10 protein-coding genes are annotated in these 12,551 nt (G+C 70.4%); 2 read left to right on the top strand and 8 right to left on the bottom strand.

Features of this window, described 5'->3' with window-relative positions:
* Nucleotides 1-28 precede the first annotated feature (28 nt).
* A complete protein-coding gene (locus tag AC1DY7_RS15050) occupies nt 29-1,447 on the top strand; it encodes an alpha/beta hydrolase (RefSeq protein ID WP_477494465.1) in 1,419 nt (472 codons plus the stop codon).
* Nucleotides 1,448-1,451: 4 nt separating this feature from the next.
* Here the strand turns inward: AC1DY7_RS15050 and AC1DY7_RS15045 are convergent, their stop codons facing one another.
* The 7 genes from AC1DY7_RS15045 to AC1DY7_RS15015 all read right to left on the bottom strand — a co-directional run bounded on the left by AC1DY7_RS15045 (nt 1,452) and on the right by AC1DY7_RS15015 (nt 8,738).
* Nucleotides 1,452-2,189 (bottom strand): RNA polymerase sigma factor, encoded by a 738-nt coding sequence (locus AC1DY7_RS15045; protein ID WP_477494464.1) that lies wholly within the window; start codon nt 2,187-2,189, stop codon nt 1,452-1,454.
* 184 nt (nt 2,190-2,373) lie between these two features.
* Entirely contained in the window at nt 2,374-2,538 is a 165-nt protein-coding gene (locus tag AC1DY7_RS15040) for a hypothetical protein (protein ID WP_477494463.1), read from the bottom strand.
* Between the two features lie 41 nt (nt 2,539-2,579).
* Nucleotides 2,580-5,699: a lantibiotic dehydratase gene (locus AC1DY7_RS15035; protein WP_477494462.1), complete on the bottom strand. Its 3,120-nt coding sequence runs from the start codon at nt 5,697-5,699 to the stop codon at nt 2,580-2,582.
* An 8-nt stretch (nt 5,700-5,707) separates the two neighbouring features.
* On the bottom strand, nt 5,708-7,855 hold the full coding sequence (locus AC1DY7_RS15030) for a peptidase domain-containing ABC transporter (protein WP_477494461.1): 2,148 nt from the start codon (nt 7,853-7,855) through the stop codon (nt 5,708-5,710).
* Nucleotides 7,855-8,289, bottom strand: a complete 435-nt coding sequence (locus tag AC1DY7_RS15025; RefSeq protein WP_477494460.1) for a hypothetical protein — start codon at nt 8,287-8,289, stop codon at nt 7,855-7,857. Before AC1DY7_RS15025 ends, AC1DY7_RS15030 begins: the two co-directional genes overlap by 1 nt.
* Before the next feature lie 126 nt (nt 8,290-8,415).
* A complete protein-coding gene (locus tag AC1DY7_RS15020) occupies nt 8,416-8,568 on the bottom strand; it encodes a hypothetical protein (protein ID WP_477494459.1) in 153 nt (50 codons plus the stop codon).
* Nucleotides 8,565-8,738, bottom strand: a complete 174-nt coding sequence (locus AC1DY7_RS15015; protein ID WP_477494458.1) for a hypothetical protein — start codon at nt 8,736-8,738, stop codon at nt 8,565-8,567. The genes AC1DY7_RS15020 and AC1DY7_RS15015 overlap by 4 nt, the downstream gene beginning before the upstream one ends.
* 117 nt (nt 8,739-8,855) lie before the next feature.
* Between AC1DY7_RS15015 and AC1DY7_RS15010 the strand changes: the two genes are divergently transcribed.
* Nucleotides 8,856-9,470 (top strand): FHA domain-containing protein, encoded by a 615-nt coding sequence (locus tag AC1DY7_RS15010; protein WP_477494457.1) that lies wholly within the window; start codon nt 8,856-8,858, stop codon nt 9,468-9,470.
* 10 nt (nt 9,471-9,480) lie between these two features.
* Here AC1DY7_RS15010 and AC1DY7_RS15005 read toward each other — a convergent pair whose 3' ends face one another.
* Entirely contained in the window at nt 9,481-12,468 is a 2,988-nt protein-coding gene (locus AC1DY7_RS15005; protein WP_477494456.1) for a Kelch repeat-containing protein, read from the bottom strand.
* Nucleotides 12,469-12,551 lie beyond the last annotated feature (83 nt).

Here is a 12,551-nt window from a genome sequence, read left to right as displayed (position 1 = left end):
CCCAAGGAAGTCCGTCCACGATGGTGGCGTGACACCTTCGACGACCGGACCTCCGCTGGCCGCCGCACACTTCCTGGCCGATGCGAATGAATCTTTCCTGCACCGTATTTCGCTGATGCACGGATGGCTTCCGGTGATCGCGCAGTTGATCGCGGCAGCGGTCGTGATCGCCGCCGTGGGCTGGCGCAGCAGGCGCTGGCACCGGGTGGGACTTCCGGTGTCGCTGGTGGCCGGCTTTGCCGTGGCAACCGTCGTGCACTGGTACATCGGGAGCCAGGGACTGGCAGGCGACCCCGCCCCGCACGCGCTGTGGATCTGGATCGGGCTCGTCGGCTTCGTCGCCGCGGTGCTGGTGACGGGGTGGCGGCGCACCGGTTGGGCGCGCCGCGGGACAACGGTGCTGGCGCTACCCCTGTGCGCCTTGTGCGCGGCCCTGGCACTGAACTTGTGGGTCGGCTACTTCCCGACGGTGCAGACGGCCTGGAACCAGCTGACCGAGGGTCCGCTGCCGGACCAGACCGATATGGCGACGGTGACCGCCATGCAACGCCGGCGGGTCGTCCCGGCCAGCGGCACCGTGGTGCCCATCGACTCCGGCGACACCGCCTCCGGGTTCAAGCACCGTGGTGAACTCGTCTACCTGCCGCCGGCCTGGTACGCCTCCAACCCCCCGCCCAAGCTGCCGACGCTGATGATGATCGGCGGCGAATTCAACACCCCGGCGGACTGGTTGCGCGCCGGCGACGCCATCCACGTGGTGGACCGGTTCGCGGCAGCCCACGCCGGCAACGCGCCGGTGCTGGTGTTCGTCGATTCCGGCGGCGCCTTCAACAACGACACCGAATGTGTGAACGGCCGGCGCGGCAAGGCGGCCGACCACCTCACCAAAGATGTCGTGCCCGCGGTCATCTCGCAGTTCGGGGTGAGCGCGGACCCGGCCCGATGGGGATCGGTCGGCTGGTCGATGGGCGGCACGTGTGCGGTGGATCTGACGGTCATGCACCCGGACATGTTCTCGGTGTTCGAGGACATCGCCGGGGACATCAGCCCCAACTCCGGCACGAAGGCGCAGACCATCGACCGGCTGTTCGGCGGGAACATCGCCCAGTACGCGTCCTTCGACCCCACCACGGTGATGAACCGGCACGGCCGCTACGCCGGTGTCGCCGGCTGGTTCGCGGTCAACGACGCGGGCCCGCCGCAGGGCGGCCACACCCCGCATTCCAGCGAGCAGGCGCTGGCCGCCCAGTCGTTGTGCGGTCTGGGTTCCACCAACGGGATCGACTGCGCGGTGATCATCCAGCCCGGCAAGCACGACTGGCCGTTCGCGGCGCGCGCTTTCGAGTCGGCCCTGCCGTGGCTGGCGGGGCAGATCGGGACCCCCGGTGTGCCGCGCGTCCCGCTCCCCCAGTCGGGTCCGCCGACGCTGCAGGCTGCGGCCCGCTGACCGGTCACCTCCGGTCGAGGATGGCCCCACTGAGGATGGCCGCAGAGGTGACGACACTGCGGCGGTAGGCGCCGCACTCGTCACAGGACTCGATATGGCGCGCAATGCGTTTGCGCATCAGCACGGTGAACTGTCCGTCAGAGCCGGCGAGTGTCGCGGCCAGCTGCGGGCAGTCGTGCTGCCGGGCCACCAGCAGGGCGCCCAGCGAGCGCTCGACGGTGTCGCGCAGCCGTTGGGTGAGTTTCTTCGCCGACTCGGTGCTGACCCCGAGGGCGACGGCGAGGTCGGCGCCGCTCAGACCCTGCCGGTAGGCGAGGTCGAGCACGCGGCGGTCCCGCTCACACAGGCCGTCCGACACCTGGGTGATCAACTCCGCCAGTTCGTTTCGGGCGGTGGTGGTGAACGGCCCCGGACCCGTCGCGGCGCTGTCGGGGACCTCGCCGAACGCGGCCTCGCGATGACGTTCGCGCAGGGTGCGCAGCGCGGCCCGGCGGGCGATCGCGTACAGCCACGGCCGCAGCTTGTCGGGTTCGCGCAGCTTCGGCAACTCGACGGCGACCGTGCAGAAGACATCCTGGACACAGTCCGCGGCGGCATGGTGGTCACGGATCATGCCCGCGCAGAAGTCCTGGAGGCGGCGGGCGTAGCGGTGGTAGATGGCGGCCAGCGCGGCGCGGTCGCCGGCGGCTGCCGCGGTGGCCAGGTCGGCGTCGCTGGGTGCTGGTGCGGTGATGGATGTCATAGCGAGAATCGTCTGTCTTCCTGGAGGTTTTCTGAATCGCCGCGGGGCCAGACTCCCCTCCCCGTGGGGAAGGTTTTCCTATCCCTGAGGCAAGGCCCATCGGGTGCGGCAGGCCCGAACACGCAAAAAGCCACCGCCCCATGACCGTGGTCATGGGGCGGTGGTTGAGGGGACGGTGCAGGGACTACTTGGTCCGGTGCGTACCCGTGCCGGTCCCGTTGCCGGTGCCCGTCCCGGTGCCGTTGCCGGTCCCGTCACCCTTGCCACCGTGGGCGCTGCGCAGCTCATCGGCGGTCAGGGCGCGGATGCTCTGGCGGCGCAGGGCGAGCTTGTCGGTGTTGATGCTCATGTTCTCTCCTTGTTCGATGTCGTGGCCCCCGTGGGCCTCGCTCATATGTAAGAGGGGCCAGGCGTTGCAATGGAGACACTTTTTCCGTTGCGCTGCATGGCGATTCGACTGGCGTAGTGGCGGTCGAGGAAACTCAGCAGCACCAACTCATGGGTACGCGCCGCCGAGCGCAGCAGCCGCACCGCGTTGAGATGACTGACGCTGTGCACGATGCCGGAAAACGAAGTGGTGAGCGCACCTGCCTCGGCTCGTTCGCGCAACTCGGCGAGCAACGGCACCAACCGCGTGGACCGCTGCCGGAACACCTCGCGCGCAGCCTCATACGGATGGTCCGTGGCGTCGTCGAGCAGGCGGGTGAGATCGGCACGCTCGGCCCGCCAGCGCACACCGATGGCGGGATCGAGCTCGGGTGCGTTCGGATACTCAGGCCGGTATCCGGCCACGCCCTGGCGGGCCCAGTCGCGGCGTGCCCGCAGATCCAAGCCCGCATCGCCGAGCAACCGGTCGGTCGCATACAGGCACAGCTTCCAGCTGATGTTCGAAATATCCTCCCCCGCAACATTTTCCAACAAGCTGAGCACCCGCAGCACCGCGTCGCTGTCGGCGGCGTGAATCCGCTCGGCGAGTTCGATGCCGTCGTCGCCGCCGTAGCGTTCGATCTCGCGGTGATAGGTGTCCAGTGCGATCTTCCAGACGGTGCCGGCATCCAGGCAATCGGCCAGGGCATCGGTCAGGGCCGGCAAGGCGTGCCGGCGCAGCGCATCCGGATCGCCGTTGAGGCGCAGTCGCAGATGGTGTTCGGGGTCGGCGTAGCGCAGGAAGAACCAGTCTTCGATGACGCCGGTGTCACGCAACTGATCGAGCACGGGACCCACTGTGCCGGTCAGGACCCGGTCCGCGGACGCGGTTCCGGTGTAGGCCTTGACATAGAGCCACTGACTGCCGGGCGGGAACGTGCGCTGCACGGTCGGTGCGGTCCACCGTGGTTGCACCGCAGGCGTTTCAGACTTTCGGTCCTGCAGGAAGGGCACGATCAGTTCGTGCGCGAAGCGGCCCTGCGGCCCGGTCGCGGCCGAGTCCACGCCGATGCCCAGCACTTCCTCGAGCACCGCCGCGGCACGACCGCGCAGCACCTTGGCTGCCGCGGCGACGAGCGCGTCACAGGTGGTGTCGACATACAGCCGGTTGTCGCCGTCGACGATGAGCACCTCCCGCGGCAGACCACGCACGACGGTCAGCTGCGCCCAGCGCGCCGCCGCGCCGGGCCCTGTCACGCCTGCGATCTCGGCCGCGGACAGCCGCCACCGGGCGCGGGAGAGCACCAGGCGTCCCGAGGTGACCCGCGGCAGCGCGGGCGAGTCGGACAAAGCGCCCCAATCCCACGACAGATGCGCGGCCACCCCGTCCCCGCCGAGCGCGGCCAGGAACTGGTACACCCCGAATCCGCGCCATGCCGGGTTGTGGGCCGTGGTCAACCGGGGGCGCACCTCGGCCCGCAGTCGCGGGCAGTAGAGCACCACGCGATCACCGTCGAGGCGCACCGTCAACTCGTCGACGCCGATCTGGCGGTCCGCGGGTGCTCCCGAGCGGCCCAGCAGGATCAGTTCGTGGTCGCGCAGCACCGGCCGGGCCAGCACGTTGCCCACCCGTCCCTCCGGCAGGTGGATGAGCTCGGCGAACACCACCCCGGGCGACAGTGCTTCCTCGGCACGCAGATGCGCACGCACCGCGTCGCGCAGGCCCGCGTCCCCGTGGCAGAACCGGCCGAGCAGTTCGGCGCCCGACGGGCCGTACACGCCGTCGATCTCCACTCCGTCACCGAGGACGTGGGCATTGACCGCGAAGGCATCCGGCAAGGGCCGCCGGTTCGGCGACTCCAGGCGTTTGACGGCGTCCGCGTCGAGTTCGACACTGGCCGAACCATTTTCGCGGCTGCGCACGAGCAGGTCCAGCAGGCCTGCATCGCGGGTGGTGAACACGCCGTCGACGGGGTTGCCGCCGAGATCCATCCCGTTGAGCAATGCCGACTCGTCGGCGGCCGGATGGGTCGACCGGTCGAACCCGATGCCCATCTCCTCGTCGAGTGCCTCCATCAGCTGCACGGCACGATCCTCATATCGCGCCGCGAAGTCGGCTTTGAACCGCGCCATCGCCGGGTGCTCGCCGTCCACGGACACCCGGTGCAACAGCCGCACGCCGTCGGTGAGCGAGCGCAACACGTCGGGGCCCAGGGTGAGATGCGCACCGGCGCGGTGCAGGTCGACCTGCACCGCCCTGGCCTCGTCCCCACTGCCGGCGAGCTCCAGCAGAGTCGAGGCGGCGCCAGCGTAAACCTCCGGCGGATTGCCGATCCCGGCGGCATCGAGCGCGGCGAGATCGTCTGAGACCTGCCGCAGCGCCTGCGCGGTGGTCGCGAACTCGGGTCCGTTCAGCGCGGCGAGAACATGCGTCAGCGGTTCGGGCCCCGTCACCGCGGGCTCGGCGACGGGGGTGAGCACCTTGGCCTCGATCAGGGCCGCCACGTAGTCGCGGGCGTCGCCGTCATCGACTCCTGTTGCCGCGGTGACGGCTTCGACGACGTGGGACACCCGCGCGCCCCCGTCGGCGGCCTTGAGTGCGCACCGCAGCGCCGCGTCCTCGTCGATGACCACCAGGTGGTGGGCGCGGCGACCGTCGCGCAGCCGACTCTCGATCAGGCGCATCGCGCCCGCGGCGTGGTAGCGGCTGGAGTTGGGTTCCACCGTCATCGCCTGTTGGGTCTGCGGGTCGGACACCAGCCGGTCGACCAGCGTGGCGAGCACCTCGGTGTCGGGACGGCTGTGCCGCGCAATGCCCTCGGGTCCGTCCACCCGCAGCGAGGTGGTGTCACCGACCGTGCCGAGCGCGCACCCGGCGAACAGACCGAACGGGGTGGAGCGGGTGCACATTCTGGTCAGATACGCGGTGACAGAGGCGATCACCCGGTCATCCAGATCGCCGGCGGCCACCCGACGCAGCAGTCCGGGCGAGGCCAGGTGCAGTGCCTCGCGTACGTCGGCGCGGGCGATCAGGGTGCGCCAGTGCCCCGGTTCGGTGCGCAACCGGTCCAGTTCCTCCAGCGGCAGCAGCGGGGCGCGCATCACGAAGAATCCGCTCGGTCGTAGTCCGGCAGTGGTGTCCATGTCAGCTCCTAGGTTTCGCGGACCAGTTGGCCCGACACGAGGCGGGCATAGTGCCCGTCGGTGGTCATCAGGTGGTCGTGGGTGCCGGTCTCGACGACGCGACCGGCGTCGATCACGACGATCTGGTCGGCGTCGATGACGGTGGCGAGGCGGTGCGCGATCACGATGACCGTGCAGCCCATCCGGGCGATGTTGGCGTGCACGGTCGCCTCGGTGACGGTGTCCAGGCTGCTGGTGGCTTCGTCGAGCAGCAGCAGACCGGGGCGCGGCGCCAGCGCCCGAGCCAGGGCGAGCCGCTGGCGCTGTCCCCCCGACAACGATGCCCCCGCGTCGACGAGCGGGGTGTCCCAACCCATCGGCATGGCGTGAATGTCCTCGGCGATGCCGGCCAGTTCGGCGGCGTCCTGGAGCCGGTCCAGCGGCAGGCCCGGGTCGCCGAGCAGCAGATTCTCCCGAATCGTCAGCCCGAAGATGTAGGGGTCCTGGGTGACCACCCCGACCTGGGAGCGCACGCTGCGCGGGTGCAGGGTGGCCAGGTCCAGACCATCGAGCATGACCCGGCCGCCCGAGGGCTCGAACAGCCCCAGCAACAGCCGCCCCAGCGTCGATTTGCCCGACCCGGAGCGGCCCACGATGGCCAGCACCTGCCCGGGCCGGACGGCCAGGTCGACGTCGTCGACGATGAGCGGGCCCTGGGGGTGATAGCGAAAACTCAGACCTTCGGCGCGCACCGCACCCTCGAGCCGAGGTGCGTACCGCAGGTCGCGGCCCTGGGTTTCGGTCGGGGTGTCGAAGACGTCGCCCAGGCGGGCCAGGTAGCTGCCGAGCAGCTGCACCTGCAGCGCGGTACCCACCAGAATGCTCAGTGGCTCAAGGAAACCCGCGGCCAGCGCGGCGAGCGCGAGCATGGCGCCCAGCGAGAGCGCGCCGGTGCCCACCAGGTGGGCGCCGACCAGCAGCACCGCGATCGGCGACAGCAGGGCCAGTCCGTGGATCGCGGTCTGCACGGCGGCCTCCAGGCGTCCGCGCCGCAGCGAGACGTTGAGTTCGTCGACGAAGAGGTTGGTCCAGTGCGACACCGCCCGGCGCTCGGCGCCCGCGGCCTTCAATGTCTCGACCGCGGAGAACATCTCGTAGGCGTAGGACTGCGACCGGGCCTCGGTGGCCAGGGCCTCACCCATCAGGTGCTGGTTGCGGCGCCGGGCCGTCAGCAGGACGGCGCACTGCGCGGCACCGAGCACCGTGACGAGCAGGCCGAGCGTCGGTGACAGCGCGACGATGACCACGAGGTAGAGCGTGGCCAGGGTGCCGTCGAGCAGCGCGGCGATGGTGCCGGTGGTGAGGATCTCGCGGACGGTCGCGTTGCTGCGCAGCCGCATCATCAGGTCCCCCGAAGACCGTTTCAGGAAGAACGAATACGGCAGGTCGACGAGGTGTTCGAGGAAGTCGAGCGTCATGTCGACGTCCAGCCGGCTGCGCAGCCGCAGCAGCAGGTGCGCGCGCAGGTAGGTGGCGAGCACCGAATAGCCGATCAGCGCGGCCATCACCGCGGCGAGCACGTTGAGCAGGCGCCCGTCGTCGCCGGGTACCACCTGGTCGACCACCACCCCGGTCAGCACCGGGACCGCCAGTGCCATCAGCCGCACCACCACCGAGGTGCCCAGCACCCGGCCGATACCGGTGGACCGGTTCAGCAGCCTCCGCGCGTGGTGCAGTGCACCCGGGGCCACCCGCCCACCCCTGGTGAACGCATCGGTCGGTTCCAGGATGACCGCGACGCCGCTGTAGAGGTCGTCGACGGCCGCCCAGCTGAGCCGGTACCGGCCGGCGGCCGGGTCGACGATCGTCACGCCGCGCCGCGACGTCGAGTCAAGGACGACGAAATGTGCTGTACCCCAGTGCAACACAGTTCCCCTGGGTAGCACCCGCAGATCGTCGAGCTCGGTGGTCACACCACGGGCCCGCAATCCGTACGACGACGCCGCCTCGGCCAGGCGCAGCGCGTCTATCCCGTCGCGGCCGGTGCCGGTGGCCTCGTGCATCTCGGCCAGCGAGACGTGCCGACCGTGGTACCCCAGCGCCATCGCCAGTGCTGCGGCACCGCAGTCGGCCATCTCGGCTTGCGCGACGAACGGGATCGCGTGCCCGGGCCGCATCACCACCACCTCGAGAACAGCACGTCGATCAACCGTTGCCGCCCCGACGGCACGTCGAGGACACCCGGCGACTCCGCCGGACCGGGTGACCGCAGCGCCGCGCGCACCTCGGTGGCCGTCACCTCGAGGATGTCCGCGGCGCGGGTGGCGCCGGACGCATCGTGGAATTGCGCCGGGTCGCCCACGACGGGCACGACATCGGCGGTGCGGGTGGCGGACACGGTCACGCCGTGCGCGACGGCGGGCAGTGCCGCGGTCCGTGCGACGGTGCCGGTCGACGCCGCGAGCACACCGGCGGCGATCAACAGACCGAGCGTCCACAATCCGCTGTCGATCCATCCGGGTTGCTTGATCAGCTCACCGGGCCTGCCTGCCGCGGACTGGCGCTCCCGCCAACGGTCCCGGAACACCGAACCCTCGCCACCGTCATCCATGACCGCACCTCCGCGCTTCTCCCTTGGCTGCGTGTACGAGCACCGGCCGCCGCCTGGGGTGACGCTTTTCCCGGCGCAAACGCAGAACACCCCGTAACCGGGGTCACGGGGTGGTCCTCGATGGGGCTATTTCGTTTTCTGCGTACTGGTTCCGCAGGGGCCGGAGGTTCCGGTGCCCGTCCCGGTGCCGCTCCCCTTTCCGCCGTGGGCCAGGCGCAGTTCGGTGGTGGTCAGGGCGCGGATGCTGCGGCGCCGCAACGCCAGATCGGGGGTGTTCATTTCGTCCTGGCCGTCGTGCGGGTCGTGTTGGTGTTGCAGCCGCCGGCGCAGGTCGGGGCGTCGCCGCCGGTGCCGTTGCCCCTGCCGCCGTAGGCCAGGCCCAGTTCTGCTGTCGTGAGCGTGCGAATGCTGTGCCGGCGCAGGGCCAAGGGGCGGTGGTCGTTCGTCATGAAGGTGTCCTATCGGCGAGGTGGACCCGTGGCGGTCCATCTCCCTATGAGGCGCACGCACGCCCGGAACGGGACGGTTTCCCCGGCCAACGGATGCGCACTGCATAGGATTCCGGCATGTCGTCGCACCTGGAGGTCTGGTCCCCGTCCGGACGGGAGCTGATTCCGTTGGGCGACGAGCGGGTGACCATCGGTAAATCGTCGTCGAATCTGGTGGCGTTTGCGCACGACTCGACGGTCTCGCGCCTGCACGCGGTGCTGGAGAACCTGGGATCGGCGTGGTCGCTGCGCGACGTGGGCAGCCGCAACGGGACGTTCGTCAACGGCGAGAAGATAGGCCAGGAGCGGGTGCTGCGCTCCGGCGACGAGGTCCGAGTCGGCAACTCCCGGTTGGTGTTCTGGGACAGCAGGGGTGCCGGTGACACCGCGCCGGCAGACGCGACGCTGTCCGCCGAGCCGGCGCTGCTGCCACCCCGCCTCACCCCGCGCGAACTCGACGTCCTGATCACGTTGTGCCGCCCGCTGGTGTCCGGTGATCCGTTCCCGGAACCGGCCTCGGTACGCCGGCTGGCGGCGGAGCTCGTGGTGACCGAGGCGGCAGTCAAGCAGCACCTGCAGAACCTCTACGACAAGTTCGCGGTCCCCGCCGACGGTGACCGGCGCGTCCGGCTCGCCAACGAGGCGTTGCGCCGCGGGGCAGTGACCCTGGCCATGCTGCGGGTCCAGGGCTAGGCAGCCTGGATCAGGCGAAGTCGAGGGCCTCGATAGTCGCGACAGCACCTTCGTGCGCGGGCCGGTTCGCGCCACCGATGCAATACACGGTTTCGTCCACCGCGACGACGGCCTGCGCGTGCCGCGGTGTCGGCATGGGTTTGACCGTGGTCCATTTCCCGTCGGCGGTGTCGTACATCTCGACGGTGCCCAGCACCTGGGTGGGTTCCTCACCACCGACGACGACGATCCGGCCGTCGAGGTAGGCGGCGCCGTAACTTCCGCGGGGTGTCGGCATGTCGACCAGGTGCACCCAGTCCCCGGTGGCCGGGTCGAAGCGCTCGAACGCGGCCGAGTTCTTGTCGGCGGACAGGAAGCGCCCGCCGACCGTGTACACATAAGTGCCGTCGGACACCGCGGCGAGGTGTTCGCGCGGTGTCGGCAGGTCGGCGCCCTGGCTCCAGGACTGCCCGTCGTAGATCTCGGTGGCCGCGACGAGCTGCTTCTCGCTCTGCCCCCCGACCACCACGAGCCGGTCCCCGACCACGGCGGCGGCCGCACCGGCGCGCGCGTGCTTCAGCGCCGGCAGTTCGGACCAACGTCCCCCGGAGAACGCGAACACCCGGTCGGACGCGTGCCCGATCTCCTCGCTGGCGCCGCCGATCACCACCACCTGCCCGCGATAGGTGGCCGCGGTCGCGTGGTGCAGGGGTATCGGCAACGGCGGCTGCGTCTGCCACTGCCCGGTCTGCGGGTCGTAGGTCTCCACGGTGTCCAACGTGCCGCCGTGCCGGATGCCTCCGAGTATCCAGATCTTCCCGTCGAGCACGGTGGAGGCCATCATCAATCGCGACGACGGCGCGTCGGGCAGGCTCCGCCACAGCTTCGGTTGCGTCTGGCGGGCCGCGAGTGTCAAAGCCTCCGCGGACGAGGTCACCTCGGTGTCCCCCGCGCCCGTCGAACCGCCGATCGCGAACACCTTGTTTCCGATGGCGGCGACGGCCATCCCGTGCCGCGCGGTGTCCAGGGCAGGCAAACCGGCCCACGTCAGCGTGGTGAGGTCCAGGGTCGCAACACTGTCCAGCACCTGGCCGCCGGAGATGCCCCCGACCGCCACCAGTCGCGAGTTGGCGACGGTGACGCCGAGATCGCTGCGCGGCTGCGCAAGCGGGGGCAACGTGGTCCAGGCGTTGGTGGCGGGGTCGTAGGCCTCGACCGTCGCCAGGTCGGCCGTGCCGTCTGTGCCACCGACGGCGTACACCACGGTGTCATCCGACGCCGCGCTCAACAACTGCCGTGGTGTCGGCATCGGCGCGGCTCGGGTCCACGACGTCCCGTCGAAAACCTCTGTGCCGGTGATCAATCGGCCGCCGGCGTCGACTCCGCCGGTCACCACGATGCGATCGCCGACGACGGCGGCAGCCCCGGCGGCCCGCGGTTGCAGCAGCGGCGGCAGTTCGACCCACCGGCCGTTGACCACCCGCCACACCCGGTTGGTCGCGATGGCATTGTCGGCACCTTCGGACCGCCAGCCCCCCAACACCACCGGCGTGCCCTGCCAGGTGACCGCCATCGCGTGCTGCACGGGCACCGGCAGATCGTCGCTGCCCTTCCAGCCGTCGATGATGGGGTCGTAGCCCTCGTGGCGGCCCGTGACACGGTTGTCCGCCCCGACACCGCCGAAGATCCAGATGGTGCCGTCGGCCTCGGTGGTGGCGGCGGCGGCGCGCGCGACCCGGGCGTTCGTCAGGGTTTCCCAGCCGCCTTGCGCCTGCGGGGTGGGCTTGCCGGCGGTGGTCGTGCCGGTCGCGGTGCCCACGTCGCCACCCTTGCCGCCGAACAACGCGATACCGCCCGCGACGATCACCAGCACCCCGAGGATGGCGGCGATGGCCAGCAGCAGTCCCTTGCGGCGGGGTCGCTGCCCGATGTTGCGGGTCGGATCCTCGGCCCCGGGGACCGGCGCAGGAACGCTCGGCGGAGGCGGCGGGGGTGGCGTGACCGGGGCGGGTGGCTCGCTCCAGGAGGGGGTCCCCGGCGGCACGGAGTCGGTGTATCCGAACAGGCTCACCGGCGTCGCCGCGGTGACATCGGAGGGCGGCGCCGGTTCGTCGTGGCCGTCGCTGAGCGCCATCGAATCGGCGATCAACCCGTTGCGGTGCTGCACCGCCTGCAGGGCCTGACCGAACTCGGCCGCCGACGCGTGCCGGTCACCGGCCTCCGAGGCCATCGCCGTCTCGATCGCCGCGCACACGTCGGCCGGGATTCCCTGCAGCCGCAGGTCCGGGACGGGCGTCGAACTGATGCGCAGGAAGTGGGCCACGACCTCTTCGCCCTGCTTGCGTTCGTGGGCGGCGGTGCCCGCGATGAGCGCGTAGAGCGTGGCGCCGAGGGAATAGACATCGGACTGCACGGTGGGTGGCGCTCCGGCGAGCACCTCGGGCGCGGTGAAGGCGATGGTGCCGGTGAAGAATCCCGTCGAGGTCTCGTAACCCCCGGCGATCCGCGCGATCCCGAAGTCGCTCAACTGCGGTTCGCCGTATTCGTTGACCAGCACGTTGCCCGGCTTGATGTCGCGGTGCAACGTGGCTGCCCGGTGCGCGGTCTCCAGGGCGCCCGCCAGCTTCACGCCGATGCGCAGCGCGTCGGGCCACCCGATCCGCCCGGACCGTCGGAGCCGCTCGGCGAAGGAGCCGCCCGAGTAGTACGGCATGACGATGTAGGGCCTGCTGCTGTCGGTCACCCCGACCTGCAGGATGTTCATGATGTTCGGATGCCCGGACAGGCCGCCCATCGCGTAACCCTCACGCAGGAAACGTTCCTGGTTGTCCTCGTTGAGGTCGGATGCCAGGACCTTGACGGCGACGCTGCGGCGCAACGATGTCTGCGAGCAGCGGTACACGACGCCGGCACCCCCGCGGCCGACCTCGACGGCGTCGGCGAACCCGGCCTCGGTCAGCTCGGCAATAATGCGTGCCTGTGCCGAGGACGGACCGCCACCCACGCCATCTCCAGCCATCTCGGGCTTTCGCCTTCCCGTCTGAGGCGGCGTTGCGCTGCCCATGTCCCGCGTTTCCCAGCGTTGTCCCTGCACGGGGGCTC

The sequence above is a fragment of the Mycobacterium sp. P2_H7 genome, from assembly GCF_056403275.1.
Note: the sequence above shows the minus strand (reverse complement) of the source record. Positions and strands in the feature narration are given on the sequence as shown.